The organism is Patescibacteria group bacterium (assembly GCA_041651355.1).
Classification (GTDB): domain Bacteria; phylum Patescibacteriota; class Patescibacteriia; order Patescibacteriales; family UBA12465; genus JAPLVX01.
The window spans coordinates 475,299-498,040 of sequence record JBAZJK010000001.1 but is presented as its reverse complement, the minus strand read 5'-3'; the positions used below and the strand labels follow the sequence as shown (position 1 = coordinate 498,040).

General features: G+C 44.0%; 29 protein-coding genes and 1 pseudogene. 28 read left to right on the top strand and 2 right to left on the bottom strand.

Annotated elements, in window-relative coordinates; all coding sequences use genetic code 11:
• The 13 genes from WC441_02595 to WC441_02535 all read left to right on the top strand — a co-directional run bounded on the left by WC441_02595 (window position 1) and on the right by WC441_02535 (window position 9,504).
• Window positions 1-1,908, top strand: coding sequence for an alanine--tRNA ligase-related protein (locus WC441_02595; protein ID MFA5163397.1), 1,908 nt, complete (start codon window positions 1-3; stop codon window positions 1,906-1,908).
• A 182-nt stretch (window positions 1,909-2,090) separates the two neighbouring features.
• Window positions 2,091-2,282 (top strand): translation initiation factor IF-1, encoded by a 192-nt coding sequence (gene infA, locus WC441_02590; GenBank protein MFA5163396.1) that lies wholly within the window; start codon window positions 2,091-2,093, stop codon window positions 2,280-2,282.
• Between the two features lie 10 nt (window positions 2,283-2,292).
• The gene (gene rpmJ, locus WC441_02585; GenBank protein MFA5163395.1) at window positions 2,293-2,406 is read left to right on the top strand and encodes a 50S ribosomal protein L36; all 114 of its coding nucleotides are present in this window, start codon (window positions 2,293-2,295) and stop codon (window positions 2,404-2,406) included.
• Between the two features lie 10 nt (window positions 2,407-2,416).
• The gene (gene rpsM, locus WC441_02580; protein ID MFA5163394.1) at window positions 2,417-2,812 is read left to right on the top strand and encodes a 30S ribosomal protein S13; all 396 of its coding nucleotides are present in this window, start codon (window positions 2,417-2,419) and stop codon (window positions 2,810-2,812) included.
• A gap of 172 nt (window positions 2,813-2,984) precedes the next feature.
• Window positions 2,985-3,404, top strand: a complete 420-nt coding sequence (rpsK, locus tag WC441_02575; protein MFA5163393.1) for a 30S ribosomal protein S11 — start codon at window positions 2,985-2,987, stop codon at window positions 3,402-3,404.
• 14 nt (window positions 3,405-3,418) lie between these two features.
• Window positions 3,419-4,048: a 30S ribosomal protein S4 gene (gene rpsD / locus WC441_02570; GenBank protein ID MFA5163392.1), complete on the top strand. Its 630-nt coding sequence runs from the start codon at window positions 3,419-3,421 to the stop codon at window positions 4,046-4,048.
• 24 nt (window positions 4,049-4,072) lie between these two features.
• Window positions 4,073-4,900 carry a DNA-directed RNA polymerase subunit alpha gene (rpoA, locus tag WC441_02565; protein ID MFA5163391.1) on the top strand — a complete coding sequence of 276 codons (828 nt, stop codon included), beginning with the start codon at window positions 4,073-4,075 and terminating at the stop codon, window positions 4,898-4,900.
• 30 nt (window positions 4,901-4,930) lie between these two features.
• Complete coding sequence (gene rplQ, locus WC441_02560; protein MFA5163390.1) at window positions 4,931-5,281, top strand: 50S ribosomal protein L17; 351 nt, start codon at window positions 4,931-4,933, stop codon at window positions 5,279-5,281.
• A gap of 10 nt (window positions 5,282-5,291) precedes the next feature.
• Window positions 5,292-5,648, top strand: a complete 357-nt coding sequence (gene rplM, locus WC441_02555) for a 50S ribosomal protein L13 (GenBank protein MFA5163389.1) — start codon at window positions 5,292-5,294, stop codon at window positions 5,646-5,648.
• A 149-nt stretch (window positions 5,649-5,797) separates the two neighbouring features.
• Complete coding sequence (gene rpsI, locus WC441_02550; GenBank protein ID MFA5163388.1) at window positions 5,798-6,175, top strand: 30S ribosomal protein S9; 378 nt, start codon at window positions 5,798-5,800, stop codon at window positions 6,173-6,175.
• 204 nt (window positions 6,176-6,379) lie between these two features.
• On the top strand, window positions 6,380-7,018 hold the full coding sequence (locus WC441_02545; GenBank protein MFA5163387.1) for a hypothetical protein: 639 nt from the start codon (window positions 6,380-6,382) through the stop codon (window positions 7,016-7,018).
• Window positions 7,019-7,129: 111 nt separating this feature from the next.
• The gene (prfB, locus tag WC441_02540; GenBank protein MFA5163386.1) at window positions 7,130-8,236 is read left to right on the top strand and encodes a peptide chain release factor 2; all 1,107 of its coding nucleotides are present in this window, start codon (window positions 7,130-7,132) and stop codon (window positions 8,234-8,236) included.
• Window positions 8,237-8,301: 65 nt separating this feature from the next.
• Window positions 8,302-9,504: a ComEC/Rec2 family competence protein gene (locus WC441_02535; protein ID MFA5163385.1), complete on the top strand. Its 1,203-nt coding sequence runs from the start codon at window positions 8,302-8,304 to the stop codon at window positions 9,502-9,504.
• 58 nt (window positions 9,505-9,562) lie between these two features.
• Here WC441_02535 and rpmB read toward each other — a convergent pair whose 3' ends face one another.
• On the bottom strand, window positions 9,563-9,847 hold the full coding sequence (gene rpmB / locus WC441_02530; protein MFA5163384.1) for a 50S ribosomal protein L28: 285 nt from the start codon (window positions 9,845-9,847) through the stop codon (window positions 9,563-9,565).
• A 99-nt stretch (window positions 9,848-9,946) separates the two neighbouring features.
• Between rpmB and WC441_02525 the strand changes: the two genes are divergently transcribed.
• From WC441_02525 to WC441_02515, 3 genes are all read left to right on the top strand, one after another.
• Window positions 9,947-10,552, top strand: a complete 606-nt coding sequence (locus WC441_02525; GenBank protein ID MFA5163383.1) for a site-2 protease family protein — start codon at window positions 9,947-9,949, stop codon at window positions 10,550-10,552.
• Between the two features lie 179 nt (window positions 10,553-10,731).
• Window positions 10,732-11,391, top strand: a complete 660-nt coding sequence (locus tag WC441_02520) for a hypothetical protein (protein MFA5163382.1) — start codon at window positions 10,732-10,734, stop codon at window positions 11,389-11,391.
• A gap of 142 nt (window positions 11,392-11,533) precedes the next feature.
• Window positions 11,534-12,253 (top strand): hypothetical protein, encoded by a 720-nt coding sequence (locus WC441_02515; GenBank protein MFA5163381.1) that lies wholly within the window; start codon window positions 11,534-11,536, stop codon window positions 12,251-12,253.
• A 458-nt stretch (window positions 12,254-12,711) separates the two neighbouring features.
• On the opposite strand, the gene WC441_02510 is transcribed toward WC441_02515, so the two are convergent.
• The gene (locus WC441_02510; GenBank protein MFA5163380.1) at window positions 12,712-13,080 is read right to left on the bottom strand and encodes a four helix bundle protein; all 369 of its coding nucleotides are present in this window, start codon (window positions 13,078-13,080) and stop codon (window positions 12,712-12,714) included.
• A gap of 16 nt (window positions 13,081-13,096) precedes the next feature.
• On the opposite strand from WC441_02510, the gene WC441_02505 reads away from it, so the two are divergent.
• The 12 genes and pseudogenes from WC441_02505 to rpsS all read left to right on the top strand — a co-directional run bounded on the left by WC441_02505 (window position 13,097) and on the right by rpsS (window position 22,740).
• Window positions 13,097-14,083, top strand: a complete 987-nt coding sequence (locus WC441_02505) for a reverse transcriptase/maturase family protein (GenBank protein MFA5163379.1) — start codon at window positions 13,097-13,099, stop codon at window positions 14,081-14,083.
• Between the two features lie 260 nt (window positions 14,084-14,343).
• The gene (rpsL, locus tag WC441_02500) at window positions 14,344-14,766 is read left to right on the top strand and encodes a 30S ribosomal protein S12 (GenBank protein MFA5163378.1); all 423 of its coding nucleotides are present in this window, start codon (window positions 14,344-14,346) and stop codon (window positions 14,764-14,766) included.
• Window positions 14,767-14,827: 61 nt separating this feature from the next.
• Window positions 14,828-15,295 carry a 30S ribosomal protein S7 gene (gene rpsG, locus WC441_02495; protein MFA5163377.1) on the top strand — a complete coding sequence of 156 codons (468 nt, stop codon included), beginning with the start codon at window positions 14,828-14,830 and terminating at the stop codon, window positions 15,293-15,295.
• A 28-nt stretch (window positions 15,296-15,323) separates the two neighbouring features.
• Entirely contained in the window at window positions 15,324-17,402 is a 2,079-nt protein-coding gene (fusA, locus tag WC441_02490) for an elongation factor G (protein ID MFA5163376.1), read from the top strand.
• A gap of 66 nt (window positions 17,403-17,468) precedes the next feature.
• Window positions 17,469-17,792, top strand: coding sequence for a hypothetical protein (locus WC441_02485; GenBank protein MFA5163375.1), 324 nt, complete (start codon window positions 17,469-17,471; stop codon window positions 17,790-17,792).
• 89 nt (window positions 17,793-17,881) lie between these two features.
• On the top strand, window positions 17,882-19,069 hold the full coding sequence (gene tuf / locus WC441_02480) for an elongation factor Tu (protein MFA5163374.1): 1,188 nt from the start codon (window positions 17,882-17,884) through the stop codon (window positions 19,067-19,069).
• Between the two features lie 61 nt (window positions 19,070-19,130).
• Window positions 19,131-19,469 (top strand): 30S ribosomal protein S10, encoded by a 339-nt coding sequence (rpsJ, locus tag WC441_02475; protein MFA5163373.1) that lies wholly within the window; start codon window positions 19,131-19,133, stop codon window positions 19,467-19,469.
• 218 nt (window positions 19,470-19,687) lie between these two features.
• A pseudogene (gene rplC, locus WC441_02470) lies at window positions 19,688-20,290 on the top strand (50S ribosomal protein L3).
• A 167-nt stretch (window positions 20,291-20,457) separates the two neighbouring features.
• Complete coding sequence (rplD, locus tag WC441_02465) at window positions 20,458-21,108, top strand: 50S ribosomal protein L4 (protein MFA5163372.1); 651 nt, start codon at window positions 20,458-20,460, stop codon at window positions 21,106-21,108.
• A gap of 185 nt (window positions 21,109-21,293) precedes the next feature.
• Window positions 21,294-21,563 (top strand): 50S ribosomal protein L23, encoded by a 270-nt coding sequence (gene rplW / locus WC441_02460; GenBank protein MFA5163371.1) that lies wholly within the window; start codon window positions 21,294-21,296, stop codon window positions 21,561-21,563.
• Between the two features lie 26 nt (window positions 21,564-21,589).
• Window positions 21,590-22,429: a 50S ribosomal protein L2 gene (gene rplB / locus WC441_02455; protein ID MFA5163370.1), complete on the top strand. Its 840-nt coding sequence runs from the start codon at window positions 21,590-21,592 to the stop codon at window positions 22,427-22,429.
• Window positions 22,430-22,452: 23 nt separating this feature from the next.
• Entirely contained in the window at window positions 22,453-22,740 is a 288-nt protein-coding gene (rpsS, locus tag WC441_02450) for a 30S ribosomal protein S19 (protein ID MFA5163369.1), read from the top strand.
• Window positions 22,741-22,742: the final 2 nt, after the last annotated feature.

Below are 22,742 nucleotides of genomic sequence, written 5' to 3'. Positions count from 1 at the left end.
ATGAATGCTAATGAATTACGCCAGAAATATCTAGATTTTTTCGCCGCTCGCGATCACCAGGTGATTTCGAGCGCCTCTTTGATTCCGGAAAACGATTCTACCCTCTTATTTACTAATTCAGGCATGTTTCCGCTCGTTCCTTATTTTTTAGGTACGCCGCATCCGGCTGGTAACTGCCTGGCAAATAGCCAGAAGTGTTTCCGGACCGAAGACATCGATGAAGTGGGTGATGCCCGTCATAATACTTTTTTTGAGATGCTGGGCAATTGGAGCTTGGGTGACTATTTTAAGAAAGAACAATTACATTGGTGGTTCGAATTTCTCATCGAAAAATTAAATCTGGATCCCAGGAGGATTTATCAGACCGTCTATGCGGGTGATGGTAAGAATATCGGCCCCGATAATGAGGCTATCTCTATTTTACAAGAGATTTATAAAAAATATGGCTTAAGCGCCGAAGTCGGACCGGCCACCCTAGGAAAGGGGGAACTGGGGTCGGGGCTAGAATTGGATTTTACTGTCCAGAGGATATTTCCTTATCGTGATAAGAATTGGTGGAAACGGGGCGAGGCGGTCGGTGAATTAGGCGGTCCGGACAGCGAAACTTTTTTTGATACTGGACAAGAGCACGATCCTAGATTCGGACCCTATTGCCACCCCAATTGCGATTGCGGCCGTTTCCTGGAAATCGGCAATTCCGTTTTTATGCAGTACCAGAAAACTAGCGATGGCTGGCGGGAACTAGCTAGCAAGAATGTCGATTTCGGTGGTGGTCTGGAAAGGTTGCTAATGGTTTTAGAAAAGCAAAATAGCATCTTTAATACCGATCTCTTCAGCAGGATAATCAAGCAGATTGAAGTTTTGAGCGGCCGCACTTATCCGGGTAATGATGAGAATCGAGCTGGTTTCGAAGTGGTCGCTGACCATATCAAAGCGGCTACTTTCCTCATCGGTGACCCTAAAGGAATCGCGCCCTCTAACACCGACCAGGGCTATGTTATCCGTCGTCTCTTGCGTCGAGCTATCCGTTACGGCCGCAAACTCGGGATCGAAAAGAACCTTTGGCTTCAAGATCTCGCCGCAATTGTCATTAACGATTATTCTTCGGTCTATCCTGAACTTAGCCAGAATCAGAATTTTATCTTTTCCAGCTTGAATCAGGAAGAAGAGAAGTTTGAGCGTAGCCTGGAAAAAGGTCTGAAAGAGTTGGACCGGATTAGCAGTGCCAAAGAGAATGCTTTAAACGGCGCTGACCTTTTTCACCTATATCAAAGTTTTGGCTTTCCTTTGGAGCTATCATTGGAGGAATTAGCTAATCGAGCTTGTAATTTCAGTTCTCAGGCCTTAGCTGATATCAAACAGCTCTTCAATGAGGAGCTTAAGAAACACCAAGAGTTGTCTCGGACTGCCGCCGCCGGGAAGTTTAAAGGCGGTTTAGCTGATTCGAGCGAACAGACGACCAGACTGCATACTGCCGCTCACCTCCTTTTAGCCGCTTTAAGGAAGGTTCTGGGAGAGCACGTAGTCCAGAAGGGGAGCAATATAACGCCTGAACGTTTACGTTTAGATTTTTCGCATCCGGAAAAAATGACCCCGGAGCAGATTAAACAGGTTGAAGATTTAGTTAATCAGGCTATTGATGCTGAATATGATGTTTTTTGTCAAGAAATGCCTTTAGGCGAGGCTAAGGAGCGGGGAGCGATGGGGGTTTTTGAATCTAAATACGGTGAACAGGTAAAGGTTTATGGCGTGGGAAAACAGGAAAAAGACGGCTTAAATAAGGTATTTTCCTATGAAATCTGCGGTGGGCCCCATGTCAACAATACCAGGGAATTGGGTAAGTTTAGCATCCAGAAAGAGGAAGCCAGCAGCGCTGGCGTCCGGAGAATTAAGGCAATTTTAGGTTAATATTTTTCCCTTGACAATTATTAGGCTTATCTATATAATTAATCTATTGCTGAAAATAATATATAAATTTTAAAGAAACTTTGATAAAGTTTTTATTTTTATCAAATTTTTTTGTGTTAATGACAAACAAGCACGACAGCTCCGCTAGCAATGCGGCGCTAAATTCTAAAGATTTCATTGAGATGCAAGGCGAAGTGATCGAACTGATGCCGGCCGCTATGTTTAAAGTGGTGCTAGATAACGGTCACGAGATCTTAGCCCACCTTTCCGGTAAGATGCGTCTTAATAAAATCAGGTTATTGCCGGGCGATAGGGTGAAGATTGAAATCAGTCCTTATGACCTGTCGAAAGGCCGGATAACTTATAGAATGTAATCAAAATTTTATGAAAGTGAGAGCGAGCGCAAAAAAAATTTGCAAGGACTGCAAAGTTGTCCGACGCAAAGGTCGGGTTCATGTTATTTGCAAGAATCCAAAACATAAGCAAAGACAAGGCTAATTTTTAATTTATGGCAGTAAGAATCGCGGGAGTTAATCTTCCCAATGACAAAAGAGCGGAAATCGCCTTAACCTATATCTTCGGTATCGGCAAAACCCGTTCCAATTCGATTTTAAGCGAAGCTAAGGTCGATAAGAATAAGCGCATCAAAGACCTAAAAGAAGAAGAGGTTAATGCTTTGCGTTTGATTATCGAGAAGAAATATACCTTAGAAGGTGATTTGAGACGGGAAATCCAGAGCAATATCAAGCGTTTACGGGAAATAAATTGCTATCGTGGCAGCCGCCATACCAAGCATTTGCCGGCTCGCGGCCAAAGGACTAAGACAAATAGCCGCACCGTTCGCGGTAATAAACGCGTCACTATGGGTAGCGGTAAGAACAAGGCTGCCAATCAGAAGACCTAATCATTTATAAATTATGTCAGACGAACAAAAAAAATCTAAAAAAGCCAGCAGCGAGGAGATTACTCCGGAAGTTGTGATGGCTGAAGCTAAGCCGGTTGAGAAAGAGGAAGAAGAGGAGAAATTTTCTTTAGACACGGAAAGCGAAGAGTTACCAGAGGAAATCAAGCAGAAGCTGGAAAAAAATAAAGCAGCTCGGGCTAAGAAAAAGCTGGTGAAGAAGCGCAAGAAAAAAGGTGTTAAAGTTGTTAAATCCGGTCGAGCTTATATCAATGCGACTTATAACAACACCATGATTTCTTTAGCTGATAATAACGGTGATGTCATTTCTTGGGCGAGTGCCGGCATGGCCGGTTTCAAGGGCGCTAAGAAGGCTACGCCGTATGCGGCTCAGATTATCACTAAGATCGCCGTCCAAAAGGCTAAAGAAGAATATGGTTTGCAGGAGGTTAACGTTTTTGTATCCGGAGTCGGCACTGGTCGCGAGGCCGCTATCAGGGCTTTGAATGCTAACGGTTTAGAAGTTATGGCTATCAAGGATGTTACTTCAGTGCCTCACAACGGTTGCCGTCCCAAGAAACCAAGACGAGTCTAATTAATTTTATCATTATGGGAAAAAATTTAGATAACAAGTGTAAACAATGCCGACGGGCCGGAGAAAAGCTTTTCTTAAAAGGAGAACGCTGTTATGGCCCCAAGTGCGCTATTATTAAACGCAATTATCCGCCAGGCTTCCATGGCCCGAAAGGGAAGAAACGTTCTAGCGATTACGGCTTGCAGTTAGCGGAAAAACAGAAAGCCAAGAAGTATTATAATATTCTGGAGAAGCAATTCCGTTTAATTTTCGAGAAAGCCCAGAAAAAGAGCGGCGATGCCGGTCAGAATTTTTTGAGAGCTTTAGAAATGCGTCTTGATAACGCTGTCTATCGCTTAGGTTTAGCACCGTCCCGTGTCAGTGCTCGCCAATTGGTCAGCCATGGGCATATTACTGTCAATAAGCGCAAGGCTGGTATACCTTCTATGACTCTTAAAGTCGGGGATATTATTAGCGTCAAGAAGGCTAGTTTAGCTAAACCATATTTCAAGAATATCAAAGACCGGATCAAAAAAGCCGAACTGCCGGGTTGGTTGAACTGGGAAGTTAATGATTTCCAGGCTAAAGTCCTGCACGAACCCCAGGAAAAAGACCTTAACGCCAACATCAACGTCCAGATGATTATTGAGTATTATTCAAAGTAAAATAATTCATAATATAAAAACATTATGCAAAATATTGCTTTGCCTAAAAAAATCGAATTTTTAAAGGGCGAACAGGCCAATCAAGAAGCAATAGTGATCGAACCTTTATATCCAGGTTACGGCATGACTTTGGGTAATTCTTTGCGTCGGGTTCTCTTGTCATCCCTTCCAGGGGCGGCAGTGACCGGTGTAAAAATAAAGGGCGTCAGCCATGAATTCATGGCTTTACCGCATATCAAGGAGGATGTTTTAGAGCTGATTTTGAATTTGAAGCAGCTCCGCTTGCGCGTCTTTTCCGAGGAAGAGATTAAGCTGGAGTTAAAAGTGAAAGGCAAGAAAAAAGTGACTGCCGCTGACATTAAAGGCAGTGAAGTGGAAATCAAGAATCCTGATTTAGTGTTAGCGACTATTACCGATGAAGCTGGCAGTTTGGAAATGGAAATTTATGTTAAAGAAGGCCGCGGCTACAAGATGTCAGAAGGCGACAAGAAAGAGAATAAGGATATTAATTTCATGGAGATAGACTCTATCTTTTCTCCAGTCTTGTCAGTCAGTATCGATGTGGAAAATGCCCGTGTCGGTAAGATGACCAATTGGGATAAGCTGGTTTTAAACGTCAAGACCGATGGCACTATCAGCCCGCGCGATGCTTTTGAGGAATCAGTTAAGATTTTGGTGGAACAATTCAGCTCCCTCTTGGCTCCGGCTAAAACGGATGAAGAAGAGCCGGAAATGACCTCAGACATGATTTTAGAAGAAGCGCCAATCGTCGAATCCGAAGAAGAAATTGAATTAGCTCCTAAAAAAGCTAAGAAAGAAAAAGAAGCTAAGCCCAAAAAGACTAAGAAATAATTTTTATAGCCCCCAAGCTTTTATATCCATATGAGACACCGTAATAAGAACAAAATTTTAGATCGTAAGAAAGAGCCGCGCGAATTGATGTTGCGTAACCTGGCTTCTAGTATCTTGATCTACGAAAAAGTGAAAACTACCAAGGCTAAGGCCCAAGCCGTCCGTCCTTTAGTAGAAAGGATGATCGGTCTGGCTAAAAAGGGCGACTTGAATGCTCGTCGGGGCTTGATTCAGGTTTTATTACAAAAAAACGCCATCAAGAAGTCTATGGAAGTGTTGGGCGAACGCTATAAGACTAGAGCCGGGGGTTATACGCGGATCGTCAAGCTGGAGCCCAGGAAAGGCGATGGCGCAGAAATGGTGCAGATCGAATTAGTCTAATTTTATATCTATGAAAAATATCGAGAGAAAATTACATAAATTGGACGCCGCTGATCAGACGATCGGCCGTTTAGCCACCAAAATCGCTACGATTTTGCGGGGAAAGAATAAGCCGGAATACCAGGCTCATCTAGATTTAGGCGATATCGTCGAAGTAGCGAATATCAAGTTTGCCAAGTTCACCGGCAAGAAATTAAATCAGAAGCAGTATTACCATTTTTCCGGTTATATCGGCGGTTTAAAGACGAAAAAGATGTCCGAAATAGTCGCTAAGGATCCGGGTGAAGTTTTACGTCGGGCAGTTAGAGAAATGTTACCCGCCACCCGTTTACGCCCGAATATGATGAAGCGTTTAATTATTAGATAATCAATATGGAAAGAAAACAAAAGACGGCTCAGTCTAAAAAAATTATCAAGCCAGATGAAGAATTGGAGGTAGCTTTAACCGCTATCGATGAAGAAATCGACGATCATGATTTTGATAAGAATGAAAATATTGAGTTTAAAGGCAAATACATCAAGGCAGTCGGCCGCCGTAAGACCGCGGTTGCCCAGATTCGCTTATACGAAGATGGTAAAGGCGCTATTGTGGTCAACGGTCAGAAGCTGAGCCAGTATTTTTCTCCTGAATCCTTGTCCGCCGTTAGCCAACCTTTAAAAGTAACCGGCCATGCCCGTGATTTCAACTTTTCCATCATTGTTAAAGGCGGCGGCAAGAGCGGCCAAATGGAAGCGGTTAGACACGGCCTTTCCCGAGCTATTCTGCTTTTTGATCCAGCGTCTAAAGAAGCTTTGAAAGCCAATGGTTTCTTAACCCGTGATCCGCGTAAAGTGGAAAGAAAGAAACCTGGTCTTAGAAAAGCTCGCAAGCGCCCGCAATGGAGCAAACGTTAATCTTGATTTTGGAATATTTTATGAAACACCCCTTAATAGGGGTGTTTTTTGACAAAATACTATTAGCATACTAAGATTAGTCTTTAGAATCAGTCCTTTATAAATATTCTGCTTTAGCCCCTAGCGATCTATCCTTAGATTTTTAGGGGCTGTAGCAGAATCAACAAAGATTCGAGTACGGCTAAAAACCAAAAACTGTCAAAAATGAAAAACGGAAAAAAATCTGTTGTCGACAGTGGGAAATTAACCGACGAGCAACTCGGGAAACTGAACCGTAAATTCAGGGAAATTGAAAAAAGGCTTCATAAAGGCGTTCTTGACTTCTCTGAAGTGCTGAACGTGTTGCAGTATGTGATTATCGAAGACAAATCGGCAAGATGTCTTTCATTTGTTAATGATCCAAGCAAAATTGAGCATCCTAAGCATCTGATCGACACTGACGCTGCACCGCTTATACCTATAGATGGCTGGTCGGTGAGGTCTCATATCGGTCATGGTTTGTGGGCTTGGGACCCAAGTTTGCTTGAGCTGTTTTATTCAAAGAAGCAAGAGAAAAATCTTTCCGAAGACGGCGATGAGCTCAGGGAAATCATCGGAAAAATTAAAAGAAAGATTGTCCTAAACGCTAATGTTCTTGATTATCTTTTAGAGCACAGAGAGCTTATTCCGGAATCTTGGAAGATGGGAAGGGTGCTTTTTTGGGGGACAATTTATCGCAGTGAAGGTAACGGCTTATGTGTTCGCTACCTTAGTTATGGTTTAGCTGGTTGGACTGCTTCCTTTGAATGGATTACTGGCACAATAGCTTATAGTAGTCCCGCTGCTTTAGGTAAACGCGCTTAGGTCTTTGTGAATCATTTATAATCGCACCCCGGAAAGAATAGTTTTGAGCTATTTGGTCCGGGGTCTTTTTAGAAGCCTGGCAATCGCCGGTTTTTTTGTTATAATAAAATTATGGAAAACCTTTTGAAAAAAACTGAAGAATTGAGGGAACGCTGTCTGAAAATGAAGCAGATTTTGGGTATCGATGCCAAGCTGGTACAGCTCCATGACCAGCAGAGACTGATGGCTGATCCGGATTTTTGGCAAGACCAGGCCAGTGCGGTCAAAATCAGCCAGGCAGCCGAGAGCCTGATGAATGAAATCAAACTTTGGCAGGATTTAGAGAAGGATTTACGGGAGAGCGAAGAATTCTTAGCCTTAGCGGCCAAAGAAGGTGAAGAGGCCCTAGCCCCTGATCTAGAAGAGAAATATAATAGGCTCTTGGAGCGTTTTAATAATTTAGAGTTCTTGACCCTCTTGGCTGATAAACATGATAGGGATAACGCCATCTTGTCGGTCCACGCTGGCACCGGCGGCGTCGATGCCCAGGATTGGGCCCAGATGCTGGAAAGGATGTATTTGCGTTTAGCCGAGAAAAAGTCATGGATGGTCGAGATTTTGGATAGGAATTATGGCAATGAAGCTGGCCTTAAAAGCGTGATTCTGAAGATAAGCGGACCTTATGCCTATGGCCACCTGAAAAGTGAAAATGGCGTCCATCGCTTGCTCAGGGTCTCCCCGTTTGATGGGGAAAATCTGCGCCAGACTTCTTTTGCTTTGGTAGAAGTCATGCCGGATTTGCCTGAGGCTGACAGTTTCGTCATCAAAGAGGATGATTTAAGTTGGGATGTGTTCCGTTCTAGCGGTCCCGGCGGCCAGAGCGTTAATACGACCGATTCAGCTGTCCGTCTGACCCATTTACCGACTAAGATCGTTGTAACTTGCCAGACTGAGCGTTCTCAGCATCAGAATCGGGAAATCGCCTTGAAGATTTTAAAAGCTAAATTATATAATTTAGCTCTGGAAGAAAAAGCTAACACCGAAAGGGAATTAAAGGGTGAAGTGCAAAAGGCGGAATGGGGCAAGCAAATCCGTTCCTATTTCCTTTATGGCAACCGCTTAGTCAAAGATCATCGGACTAACTATGAAACCAGCGACGTTGAGGCGGTTTTAGACGGGAATTTATTACCTTTTATCGAGGCTTATCTTAAATGGCAGCTGGCCGAGAAAAAGGCTTGATAATAATTTTAGAAGCAATTTAGGAGCAGAATGCTAGGATACTGGTGGCTAACCAGTATTTTTTTATGTCTAAGAAGCTGAGGAAACTAAATCTTATTTTTATCGGCAGCCTTTTCTTATTTTCTTTTCTTAATAGCCGCTCAGATAAATTCCTGGCCCCAAGCCGGCTAGGGAAGTATAACGGCCTGCCTGTCAGGGTTTGTGCTGAACCAGAAGTTAGTTTTGATAAGCAGCAGCTGGTCTTGTGTTCGGATAAGGGAAAGATTTTAACTAGCGTCCCGCTCTATCCCGAATTTTATTATGGCGACCTTCTAACCCTTTCCGGCAAGCTAGAGCTGCCTCGTAATTTTACAGATTTCGATTACGCCCTTTATTTGGAGGCTAAAGATATCTATCTTTTGTCTTATTATCCAGGCCTAAATTTGGTCGGCCATCAAGAGAGCTTCTGGCGCCAGCTATTTAGCTTTAAGGCATCACTAGCCCGAAAGATTAAACAGTCTTTGCCTGAACCGGAAAGCGGATTGGCTCAGGCCCTGGTTTTGGGTTATCGCCGCAGCTTGGATCCAGTTAATCGGGAAAGGTTTTCCGCCACTGGCTTGAGCCACATGATTGCTATTTCTGGTTCCCATATCACTATTTTAAGCGTATTATTGCTTAATTCCTTATTATTCTTGGGTTTGAGGCGCCGTTTCGCTTTTTATGCTCTTAGCGCTTTTTTAGCTTTCTATGTTTTATTAACCGGTCTCCAGGCCCCAGCTTTCCGTTCAGCTATCATGGGCGTCTTAGTCTTATGGGCCTATCAGGCCGGCCGTATCTCCAATCTGCTTAACGGTTTGCTGATATCGACCAGCGTGATGATGGTCTTTAACCCGCGTCTCCTTAAAGCTGATATTGGTTTTCAGCTGTCTTTAGCCGCTGTTTTAGGCATAATCTATATATATCCGGCTCTGCGCCGGGTCAAGATTTTATCTGGTTCTAAACTAGGCGATATTATGTGTCTAACTTTAGCCTGCCAGTTAGCGACGGCGCCTATTTTAATCTATTACTTCGGCCGCTTGTCGCTTGTCGCCCCCATTAGCAATCTACTGATACTTTGGATCTTTCCTTTTTTGTTGTGGACTTTGCTTTTAGCTATTATCCTAAGCTTTATTTTTCCCAGCTTAAGCTTAGCCCTCTTTTATCCGAGCTACCTGCTTTTAAAGTTGGTTTTGATAGGTGTCAAAATAATGGCGGCCGCTCCCTGGGCCGTGCTGGAATTTTCTAATTAGGGGATAATAAAAACGAGCCTGGTAACAAGCTCGTTTTTATTGAAGTATTGATAGCTTTTTATTTTTTGTTTTTAGCTTTCCTGGTCTTTTTTGGAGCAACTTTCTTGGGCTTAGCAAGTTTAGCTTTGCTGATCTTCTCTTTGTTCTTAGCGATCTTTTCAGCGATCTCTCGCTCTTTTTTCGCTCGGGTGCGCAAACAGCTGGTGCAGACCTTTAGTTTTAGACCGTCGATATTCTTAACCTGCAGATTGATATTCTGCCTTTTAAGGGTTCGGATTTTTGAGTGGGAGCGGCTAGCGCCTCTAGTTGCGCTGCGGCCGCAGATATCGCATTTTTTTGCCATAAATTCAAAGAACAGGCCGCGGCCTGTGTGTTTAATAATTATTTCCTTATTATCCTAACAGGATTTGGAAAAATAATCAAGCTATGCTAAGCTTTAGGTATGATTTACGTATTTCAAGTGATAGTTTTAATATTTTCTGCCGTTATCCATGAGTATATGCATGGCTGGATGGCCGACCGTTTAGGTGACCCGACAGCTAAGAATTTGGGACGCCTCACCCTTAATCCTTTGAAGCATTTGGATTGGTTCGGTTCTTTTCTGTTGCCTTTAGTCATGATTATTTCCCATATGCCCTTCGTTTTTGGTTGGGCCAAGCCGGTGCCTTATAATCCCCATAATTTAAGGGATAGGAAGTGGGGAGAGGCTAAGGTGGCCGGGGCCGGGGCTTTAGGCAACCTGATTGTGGCTGTTTTTTTTGCCTTGGTTTTTAGGCTGATGCCTTTTTATAGCTTGACTTTCAATGGCTTAATCGCGGCTATAATTTATATAAATTTGGTTTTAGCGATCTTTAATTTGGTGCCGATCCCGCCTCTTGACGGTTCAAAGATCTTAGCCGCCTTCCTTTCCCCTAAATGGGAAGAGAAGTATCTCAGCTTAGAGAAATATGGCTTTATTTTTGTGATTCTTTTCGTAATGTTAGGCTTTAACCTCATAATGCCTCTAGTCAATTTTCTGTTTAAGCTGATAGCCGGTTATAGTTTTTAGAAGGGAATCAGCTTTATTTTTCTATAAATCAGCTAATGTTAGCTGGTTTTTTTATAGGTAGAGAAGCTCTTTTAGTATTGACTTATGGTTAACATTATGATATTTTACTTAAATGCTTAATAATCGAGCATAACCCCAAATCCGCGGGGTTAATTGCGGTTCTTTTAAAATTATTTGTCATGGCAGCAAAATTTTCTGTCACCGGCGACCAGTACATCAGCATCGACGGACAGATGCTTGAAATTAAACGCCAAATCCGTCTTAAGGGCGGTAGTCCGTTTGACCCGGAGTTAGTTTCTTTAGCTCTCCAGGATATTGTGGAGGGGAAATTCCACCACCAAAGAACATCCGGAACCGAATTGGGTATTCTTTGTCTCATCTCTAAAGGTGAAACAATTATCATTGATGCCTGCGACGGCTCGGAAATAATCTACGGCTCTTCCGATCTTTTCCCCTCGGGAATCGATAATGATTTCGAAAATTGGAATCTCAAAGAAGCCGGTCAGGCCACCACAGGAACGGCCGTCCAGGTCTACGAGATGGCTAAAGACGCCACTTTTAGCCAGATGTTTGGTTCTCTGGGGGGCGACTTGGATAAGCTCTGTTTAACCCAGGCCCAAATCAAGGCTTTTTGCCGAAAACATGCCAACTGGCTGCGCCAGGAAGGTTATGGGACTTTCTTCCTTTTTAAGAAAGGTAAAGATTATTTTGTGGCCTGCGTGCGCGTGTTCCCTGTTGGTCTTGTCGTCGGCGTCTTCCGGCTTGGGGGTGACTTCGTCTGGGGTGCCGACTGTCGTCATCGCGTGGTCGTTCCGCAACTTATGCCCTCAGTTTCTTAAAACCTTGAGCCGCTTGGCGGCTGACCCTTTGTCCCTCGGATTCCTTGGACTCTGAGGGGCATTGTTCTGAAATTTAAGATTACCGCCCTAATCCGTTGGGAAACGGAACGGGAATAATGTTCATAATAAATACTAGTGAAAAATGGAAAAGTTAGACAACACTGGTCTCGGACTCATCGGTGCAGCCATCGAGAGGGTCAGAAAAGAAGGTTCCATGTTCGGTAGCGCTCTTAAGAAGTTAGTCAATTCTACAGAAGAAGAGCTTAATGATTTCCTGAAAAGGAAAATCGAGAAGGCCGTTGAAGCCAAGCCAGCCACCGCTTCAGGAGCAATAGACGAAACCACGCCACCCCCCATCCTCCGTCTGATTTCCAGCGGAGAAGTCATCAAGATTAAAGCCCTGAAAGGCCGGGATCTCATTTACCAGGCTGGAAAAGTCTTTAAGTCTTTCCTGGATTCTGACTTTAGAAATTGGGGCCTGACTAAAAAAGGCGTGGCCACTCCGGCCACCCTGGTTCAAGTCCATGAGATGGTCCAAAGTGCCGTTCTTCTGGACATCTTTAAATCCCTGCCCGGTACCTGGGAACAGAAATGGCTCTCTCAGAGCCAGCTGATTGAATTCTGCGAAAGCCGCACCAACTGGCTTCACCAGGGTGGAAACGCCACTTTCTTCCTGATCAAGAAGGATGAAAATCAGTCTGTGGATGAAAATAATCCTGGCGAGAACTTAGTCGTGGCCTTCGTGTTCGTGCGCTCGGGTGGCCTGGGCGTCGTCGTCCGCCGGCTTGAGGATGACAACGTCTGGGATGCCGACGGTCGTCGTCGCGTGGTCGTTCCGCAACTTATGCCCTCAGTTTCTTAAAACCTTGAGCCGCTTGGCGGCTGACCCTTTGTCCCTCGGATTCTTAGCACTTTGGAGTAAAACCAAATGCTTGGCATCCGGGGGATTTTTATATATAATAAAATGATGGTTTCGGATCGCTCATTGGTCAAGGCTGATGGGCCGAGGCTGTTCCAGAATATTTTTGAGAGTTCGGCCGGTCAATGCGGGCCGGAGAGGAAGGATATTTTGGATCAAAAATCATAAGTTGGTATGGAGCGCTGGCGGACTTCTAAGTCCCAAGTAATATTCAACCGTTTCTTTATTTTGTCAGGGCGGTGGTGTCGGGGAAGGCGCGCTATACATTATTTTGTGGCCAACGTGAACGTGAACCCTGATGGTCTTAACGTCAACGTCAACCGGCTTGAGAATGACAACGTCTGGAATGCCGACTATCGTCATCGCGTGGTCGTTCCGCAACTCATGACTTTCTCCTCCAACTATCTTGGGGGAGTTTTCATTTCTAAGCCCTTTTTCCAGCCGCCGAGCATGCGCCCGATTTCGTCCAGTCGGGTCGATAGATCAGCATAGCTTTTATTTGATAGGCATTTGCTTTCCCAGGCTAGTTGCAGGAAGAACTTTAAATGGTCGAGCTTAACGATAGCCAGCGAGAGTTGGTCGCTTTTCCTATCACGGGCCAAATAGGTAGTGGTGAAAATCTTTTCCAAAAGTTCTAAAAAACACCCTTCAATCTTTCCGCCCAGATTATAACGATACACCTTGGGAAAATCAGCCAAGGCCTTAAACCATAAGGCATAAGCCTCTTTACTTCGGACTAGGACCAGAGGCGAAAACAGAGCTACGGCCATAGTTTTATAAGTTTAAATGAAAAAATTTAGTAAAAGCTATCAAGAAATAATCAGCCTAGAAAACCTGCTGCTAGCCTGGAAAGAATTTTTAGCCGGCAAATCTCGGCGCCGGGATGTTGCCTTATTCCAGGGTCGCTTGATGGATAATATCCAGAAGTTGAGAGAAGAGCTGGCGATCAAGACCTATTACCATGACCCCTATCAAGCTTTCAATATTTCTGATCCTAAGCCGCGAAATATTCATAAGGCGACCGTCCGCGATCGGCTTTTGCACCATCTGCTTTACCGGGAAACTTATACCTATTTTGATCGTCGTTTCATTGCCGACTCTTTTTCTTGTCGTTTGGAAAAAGGGACTCATCGCGCTATCTATAGATTCCGAGCGGATGCCCACCGGGCTTCCCGTAATGGCCGGCACACGGCCTGGATCCTGAAAGGTGATATCCGGAAATTTTTTGCCAGTATCGATCATGAAGTGTTGAAGGGTCTGCTGGCAAAATATATTGAGGATCAGGACCTGCTTTGGCTTTTCGGCCGGGTAATAGATAGTTTTGCTACCTCAGGCCGGCCGGGCGTCGGCCTGCCTCTGGGGAATCTAACTTCGCAGCTCCTGGTCAATGTTTATCTGAACGAGTTCGATCAATTCGTGAAAAGGACTTTGAGGATTAAATATTATATCCGCTATGCCGATGATTTTTTGATTTTAAGTTCGGATCGGGAAGACCTAGTCGGGCTATTGTCGAAGCTTGTTCGTTTTTTAGAGAGTGAATTAAAATTATCCCTGCATCCCAAGAAAGTTTCCCTAAAAACTTTGACCAGCGGTTCCGATTTCTTGGGTTGGGTCGAGTTTGGCGACCATCGGGTCATCAGGACAGTCACAAAAAAGAGGATGATTAAGAAAATATCGGCTAGTCCCCATCCGGTCACCCTAGCTTCTTATAAAGGAATGCTGAAGCATGGCGATTCTTATAAGTTGAGACAGAGTTTGAATTTGCTTGACTAAACATTATAATATATATTGACATATTAGTCAATATAATTTATTGGTAATAATCGGTTTAATCCGATCTTTTAAGGCCATCGGTTCGGCTAATTGAGTAAAACTTGTTTTTAAAATCATTTATCCTTGATTGTCTTGACTTATCATTTTAATTTTGTTAAATTTATTAAGTAATAAAAATACATCCTGATAGCTCAGGATTGTTTTAATATTTAAACCAAAACGAATTTAACTATAATTCGCAATTTTTATTTTAAATTTTTATGCCAACCATTAATCAGCTGATTAAACATGGTCGCAAAAACGCTAAAAAGGCTAAGAAAAGCCTGGTTTTGCATACTAGTTTTGATTCTTTGCACCGCAAGAAAAAAGTAACGGCCAAAGGCGCTCCTTTTAAGCAGGGCGTATGTCTTAAAGTTACTACCACCACTCCGAAGAAGCCGAACTCCGCTTTACGCAAGATCGCTCGCGTTCGCCTGTCTAACGGCATGGAAGTAACCGCTTATATCCCTGGTATGGGCCATAATTTACAGGAGCACTCGATCGTCTTGATCAAAGGCGGTAAAACCAAGGATCTGCCAGGTGTCCGCTACAAAGTTGTCCGCGGGGTATATGACGCTCAGGGTGTAGATGCTAGACGCCAGGGCCGCAGCTGCTATGGGGCCAAGAAACCTAAAAAAGCTTAATAATAATTAACCATAAATAAGACCCTGGTTTAGATAGCTATAAATCAAGGGTGCCTAAAATATGAGAGGAAAACCAGCGCCTAAGAGAAAAATCGAGGGCGACCTAAAATACAACGACAAGAACATTGCTAAATTCATCAATTATGTGATGGAAAGAGGCAAGAAAACTAGAGCCGAAATGATCGTCTATGGTGCTTTTAATATTATCAAAGACAAGACCAAGCAAGATCCGCGCCATATTTTCAATAAAGCCGTGAAGAAAGTTTCTCCTTTAGTGGAAGTACGCGGCAAGCGCGTCGGCGGGGCCAACTACCAGGTACCTTTCCAGGTTAGAGGTGAAAGACGCTATTTCTTGGGCTGTAATTGGATGATCAAGGCCGCTTTAGAACGCAAAGGGCACTCTATGGCGGAAAAGTTAGCGACTGAGATCTTAGACGCCTCTAATGGCGAAGGGGCAGCGGTTAAGAAGCGCGAAGCCGTCCATCGCATGGCCGAAGCCAACAAGGCTTTCGCCCATTTTTCTCGTTAATTAATTTAAGCTTAATTTTTTATAAAATATGCCCCGAGATTATTCCTTAGATAAAATTAGAAATATCGGTATCATGGCTCACATCGATGCCGGCAAAACTACCTTTACCGAGCGCGTCTTATTCTACACCGGTAAAAAGCATAAGATTGGCGAAGTCCACGAGGGCGCAGCGGAAATGGATTGGATGGAACAGGAAAAAGAACGGGGAATCACGATTACCTCCGCCGCCACTACTTGTTTTTGGCGCGACAACAAGATTAATATTATCGACACCCCCGGACACGTTGATTTTACGGTTGAAGTAGAACGCTCTTTGCGCGTCTTAGACGGTGCGGTAGCGGTTTTCGACGGCCAGGCCGGGGTAGAGCCGCAGTCTGAAACCGTTTGGCGCCAGGCTGATAAATATCAGGTGCCTCGCCTCTGTTTCGTGAATAAGATGGATAAGATGGGGGCTGATTTCTATATGAGTCTTGATTCTATCAAGAATCGTTTAAATAATAATGCCGTTGCTATCCAATTACCGATCGGGGCTGAATCTGAATTAAGCGGCGTAATCGATTTATTAACCAAAAAAGCCTATAAATTCTCGGGTAATTTCGGTGAGAAGATTGAAGAAATCGCTATTCCAGAAGATATGGTCGCTAAAGTTAATGAATACCACAATATCATGGTGGAAAAAGTAGCTGAATGCGACGAAGTTTTGACTGAGAAGTATTTAAACGGCGAAGCTATTTCTGAAGAGGAATATCGCGCCGCTATCAGAAAAGGCGTCATCGCCAACCAGATTTATCCAGTTTTATGTGGGACCGCTCTGCAGAATATCGGCGTCCAATTGGTTTTGGATGCAGTTTGCGAGTTTTTGCCTTCACCTTTAGACATTCCGGAAATTGAAGCGACTGACGTACGCGACCCGGAAAAGAAATATCCGATCAAATCAGATGATAACGCTTCTTTTGCTGGTTTAGCTTTCAAGATCGCGACTGATCCTTTTGTCGGCAAACTATGTTTTGTTCGTGTTTACCAGGGCGTTTTAAGAGCTGGCTCCTATATCATTAATTCATCTACCGGCAATAAAGAGCGTATCGGTCGTTTGGTCCGTATGCATGCCAATCATCGGGAAGAAATTAAAGAGATTTATGCGGGCGATATCGCCGCTATTATCGGTTTGAAAAATACTACTACCGGCAACACTTTATGCGATGAGAGTAATCCTTTGTTACTTGAATCTATTACTTTCCCGGAACCGGTTATCAAGATCGCGGTTGAACCGAAGACTAAGGCTGACCAAGAAAAGATGGGCGTAGCCCTATCACGTTTAGCCGAAGAAGACCCAACTTTTAGGGTTGAAACCGATGAAGAAACTAACCAAGTTTTGATTTCTGGTATGGGTGAATTACACTTAGAAATTATCGTCGACCGCATGAAGAGGGAATTCGGCGTCGAAGCTAATGTCGGCAAGCCTCAAGTATCATATCGTGAAACTATTAAGACCACGGCTCAAGCCGAGCATAAATATGCTAAGCAATCTGGCGGTCGCGGCCAATACGGGCATTGTTATTTGCGAGTTGAACCGCAAGAGCAGGGCAAGGGTTATGAGTTTGTCGATGAAGTTAAAGGTGGCGTCATTCCACGTGAATTTATCCCGGCGATTGAAAAAGGCGTTAAGGAAGCGATCCAGGGTGGCGTGTTGGCTGGTTATCCAATGGTTGATATCAAGGTGGCCGTCTTCGACGGTAGTTATCATGAGGTCGACTCTTCGGAAATCGCTTTCAAGATGGCCGCTATCTTTGCCTTCAAGGATGCTTGTCAGAAAGCGGGCGCTTATTTGTTAGAGCCGGTGATGAAAGTCGAGGTAACCACCCCAGAGGAATACATGGGTAATATCATCGGTGACTTAAACGCTAAGCGCGGCCAGATTGATGAGATGACTGATCGTTCCAAAACCAAAGTTATTAAAGCTAAAGTTCCTTTGGCAGAAATGTTCGGCTATTCCACCTCTTTAAGATCGATGAGCCAAGGCCGAGCTAATTATTCTATGGAATTCTCCCACTATGCTGAAGTGCCAAGGAATATCTTAGAGAGCATTAAGGAGAAGAGCGGTCGCTAAGCCTTGAACTAAGTTCTCCGGCCTGCTAAAATGTAGTAACATCAAGGAGGGCTAAAATATAAACATATGTTAGACCAGTTAAAAAAAGCTATAAGGTTAGTAAAAAAAACTGGTGATAAAATCGTTTTCTTTGATAGCCAGTCTCCGGATGATACCGTCGTGCTCGTTGATTTCGAAGCTTATGAAAAGCTAATTTCTGGGGATAAAATCAGCGATAATCAGCCAAAATCTAAAAATTTGACAGATGAAGATTTAACTGATAAAATAAATCGCGAGATTCTGATGTGGAAAAACCAGGAAAATAGCGAGTTTTTAGAAGAAGAAAGCCGTCCGCGGCCAAGTTGGAAGATTCCGCCGGATATTAAGAGCGGAGCTAAGAAAATAGAGTAATTTTTATTTAATATAAAATAAAATTTTAATTTAAAACGGCTGGTTTCCCTAGAGGAGAAAACCCCGATTTGGGGGCCGTAAGCAATAACATGGCAGAAAAATTTGAACGCACTAAGCCCCATGTCAACGTTGGCACTATCGGTCACGTCGACCATGGGAAAACTACCTTAACCGCCGCGATGTTGGCGGTGTTTAACGCCAAAGGCATGAAAGCCTCTAAGAAAGGCGTTAATGAAATTGATGCCGCTCCTGAAGAAAGAGAGCGCGGCATTACCATTGCTACCGCCCACGTCGAATACGAATCTGATGCTCGTCATTATGCTCACGTCGACTGTCCGGGCCACGCCGATTATGTTAAGAACATGATTACCGGCGCCGCTCAGATGGATGGCGCAGTTTTAGTCGTATCGGCTACTGACGGCCCTATGCCTCAGACTCGCGAACACATTGTGCTTGCTCGTCAGGTCGGTGTCCCTTACATCATCGTTTTCTTGAACAAGTGTGATATGGTCGAGGATAAAGAACTCATCGACTTGGTCGAAGAGGAAATCCGCGACTTATTGAAGAAATATGAATTCCCGGGTGACACCACTCCGATTATCCGTGGCAGTGCTTTAAAAGCTTTGGAAAATCCGACTGGTCCGGATAATGAACCGATCTTAAAATTAATGGAAGCTTTAGATACCTACATCCCGGAACCTAAGAGAGACGTTGATAAACCTTTCTTAATGCCGGTAGAAGATATCTTTTCTATCGAAGGTCGTGGCACCGTTGTCACTGGCCGTATCGACAGAGGTATCATCAAAGTTGGTGACGAAGTTGAAATCGTTGGCTTAATGGATACCAAAAAGACCACCGTTACTGGAGTGGAAATGTTTAACAAGCAGTTAGACGAAGGTCGCGCTGGTGACAACGCCGGTTTATTACTTCGTGGTACCAAGAAGAACGAAGTCGAACGCGGCCAGGTTTTATGCAAACCGGGTTCAATCACTCCGCATACCGAATTCGAAGCCGAGGTCTATGTCTTAGGTAAAGACGAAGGTGGCCGTCATAAACCATTCTTCAAAGGCTATAAACCACAATTCTATATCCGTACCACCGATGTTACTGGTGAGATTGAATTACCAGCTGGTACAGAAATGGTTATGCCTGGCGATACCGTCAACTTAACTATCAAGCTGATCGCTCCGATCGCTTTGGAAGATAAGATGAGATTCGCTATCCGCGAAGGCGGCCGCACTGTCGGCGCCGGCGTGGTGACCAAGATTATCAAATAATCACTTTGACCCGCTCATGCCTATGGGCGGGTTTGTAGTGTTTATTTAAAGAAAATTAACTATGTCGGAAAACAAGAAAGAAGACAAAGATTTTAAACAGAAAATCAGGATCAAGATCAAAGCTTTTGATCATAAGATCATTGATCAGTCTACCAAGACCATTATTGAAACTGCCCAAAGGAGCGATGCGGTTATTTTTGGACCGATTCCTTTGCCAACCGAGAAGAAGAAATACACGGTCAACCGTTCAACCTTCGTTCATAAGGATGCTCGTGATCAGTACGAGATGCGCATTCATAAGCGTTTGGTCGATATTATCGATCCTTCAGCTAAGACGATCGAAGATTTGACAAATCTGAACTTGCCAGCCGGTGTTGACTTAGAGATAAAAATGCAGTAATATATAAGGAAAGCAAGTATTTTGCTAATTTAAAATAAATTTTACCAAAAAACAGCCGTTACATCTTAAATAACTCTATAAATTTGGAAAGTGTTTAAGGCAGAAGCGGCGTCACAGCGGAGGTTACCAGCCAAACATAAATTCACAACAAAGTTAAATTTCTTTAATTTTTTGGAATTTTTAAGGCTGGTCACGCGGACCAGTTTTTTATTATTTCTATGAAATTCATTTTAGGTAAAAAATTAAATATGACTCAGCTTTGGGAGAACGACCGAGTAATCGCCGTGACCCCGATTTTAGCTGGTCCTTGTGCAGTTAGCCAGATCAAAACGAAAGATAAGGATGGCTATGAAGCTTTGCAGTTAGCTTGGGGCGCAAAGAAGGCTAAGAATATCAAGAAACCTCAGGCTGGTCATTTGAAAAAAATAAATTCTCAGGCTCGTTTCTTAAGGGAATTCAGGGTAGAAACTATCCCGGCTTGTGATTTAGGTGATCTTGTTAAAGTTAGTAGCTTTGCTAACGGCGAAATAGTCGATGTTATCGGTACTTCAAAAGGTAAAGGTTTCCAGGGCGTAGTCAAACGTCATGGTTTCCATGGTGGTCGCAAGACTCACGGTAATAAAGACCAGCTGCGCATGCCTGGCTCCATCGGTCCGAAAGGTCCGGCCCATGTCTTTAAAGGTACTAGGATGGCTGGTCATATGGGGAATGTCAGAGTGACAGTGAAGAATTTAACGGTCGTTAAGATTGACGAGGAGAATAACATAATTTATATCCAGGGAGCGGTTCCGGGAGCAGTTAATGGTTTCCTTATGATCAAGGCTCCGGGCGAATTAAACTTTGTTAAAGCGAAGGCGGAAGAGGTGGCCGTTGAAAACCCTGTAGTTGAAACCGTTGAAGAAAACAAAGCTGAAGAAGCAGCGCCAGTCGAAGAGGTTAAGGTTGAGGAGGCGCCTCTTGAGGATAATAAAGAATAAAAATTAATTTTATGTCGCTAAGCGCTAATATCTATAATCAAAAAGCCGAGGTAGTCGGCCAGATCGATTTAACAGACAAGGTTTTTGGCCTTAAGGCCCAGGCCGATCTTTTGCATCAGGCGATTGTCGCCCAGATGTCTAATGAGCGCCAGGTTTTAGCTCACACCAAAGATCGCAGCGAAGTCCGGGGCGGCGGCAAGAAGCCTTGGAAACAGAAAGGAACCGGCCGAGCGCGCGTTGGTTCTAGCCGTTCTCCGATTTGGATTGGCGGCGGCGTTACCTTCGGTCCGACTAAAGATCGCAATTTTTCTAAAAAGATTAACAAGAAGATGCGCCAGAAAGCTCTTTATATGGCTCTATCTGATAAGCTAGCTAACCAGAGTTTGGTGATCGTTGATAAGTTGGAAATGCCAGAATTCAAGACTAAGACCTTTAATCAATTCTTGAAAGCCATCGAGAGCCAGGTCCTTAAATCAGATCGCCGCAGTGTCCTATTAATCAACGGCAGTAAGGATGAAAAAGTTAAATTTTCCGGCCGCAACCTGGCTGATGTGAAGATAATCAATCCCGAGAATTTAAATATCTTAGACGTTTTGCAGTATAAGAATCTATTAATCGGCCTTGAGGCTGTCAAAGTTCTCAACGAACAGCCAAAGAAATAGCTTTTACTAAATTACCTAATCATATGGCTTTATTTAGCAATAAGAAAACTAAGAATGATGACCAGGCAGCCAAACCCGTGGCTCCGGCTAGCATGAAAGATCTGTATACCGGAGAGACTCCAAGCAAGAAGTCTGGCTCCGCCAAGAAATCAAGCGCTAGCGTTAAATACTCAAGGGCTCACGAGATATTAATCAAGCCCTTGGTCACGGAGAAGGCAACCAATTTGAGCGCCCAGAACCAGTATGTCTTTATGGTGGCTCCAAGAGCTAATAAGATTGAAGTTGCCAAAGCGGTCGCTTCGGTTTATCACGTTAAACCCCTCGGCGTTAATCTGGTTAATGTCAAAGGCAAACAGGTGACTCGTGGCCGAGTGCGCGGTAATCGTAAGGATTGGAAAAAAGCCATTGTCACTTTAGCCGCCGGACAGACGATTAAGATGTACGAAGGCGTCTAATATTATAGTTTCAATCATTAAATTATATGGGAATTAAAAAAGTAAAAGCTAATACTCCGGGTCGACGTGAAGCCACTTTTGACGATTTTAAGGATATTACCAGCACCCAGCCTTTGAAGAGCTTATTGCTCATCAAGAAAAGACAGGGCGGCCGTAATGCCCAAGGCAAGATAACTGTTAGACATCGTGGCGGAGGCGCAAAGCGCTTTATCCGGATCGTTGATTTCAAGCGCGATAAATTTAATATACCAGCCGTTGTTAAAACTATTGAGTATGATCCTAATCGTGGCGCTCGTTTAGCCCTGCTTGCTTATGCTGACGGCGAAAAGAGATATATCATCGCTCCAGTCGGCTTAGCTCTGGGAGATAAATTGATGAGTTCCCAGGACTTGATCGAAATCAAGACAGGTAACGCTTTGCCGGTTAAATTTATTCCCGCTGGCGTCGCTATCAATTGTTTGGAATTAGAACCGGGTCGAGGAGCCAAGATTGCTCGCGGAGCTGGCAATATTGTCAGCGTCATGGGCGTCGAAGGGAAATATGCCCAGGTTAAGATGCCTTCAGGAGAAATCAGGTTAATTAAAAAAGATTGTTTGTGCACTGTCGGCCAGGTTAGCAACCCGGATCGTCGCCATATCAGTTTAGGTAAGGCCGGCCGTAGCCGTCGTTTAGGCATCAGGCCGACTGTCCGCGGTACAGCCATGAATCCGGTTGATCATCCTCATGGCGGCGGTGAAGGCAACCAGCCGATCGGCTTGAAAGCTCCGAAGACCAAATGGGGCAAGCTCGCTTTAGGCGTTAAGACCAGACGCAAGCACTCTTCTGACCGCTTGATTATCAAGCGCCGTGGCCGTAAGCGTAAATAAGCAATTAAATTTATTTTATAAATATGTCCAGAAGTCTAAAAAAGGGACCATACGTTAATCCCAGGATTATAAAAAAGATTCAAAACCTAAAGGCTGGCGATAAGTCGGTAGTCAAGGTTTGGGATCGGGCTTGTACTATTACCCCGGAAATGGTTGGTTTTACCATCGGCGTCCATAACGGCAAGACCCATGTCCCGGTTTACGTAGTGGAAAACATGGTCGGCCATCGCTTAGGAGAATTTGCGGCCACCAAGAAATTTGTAACCCATGGCGGTAAGATGGCTAAGGCCCAAGCTAAAGGTGCTAAGTAATC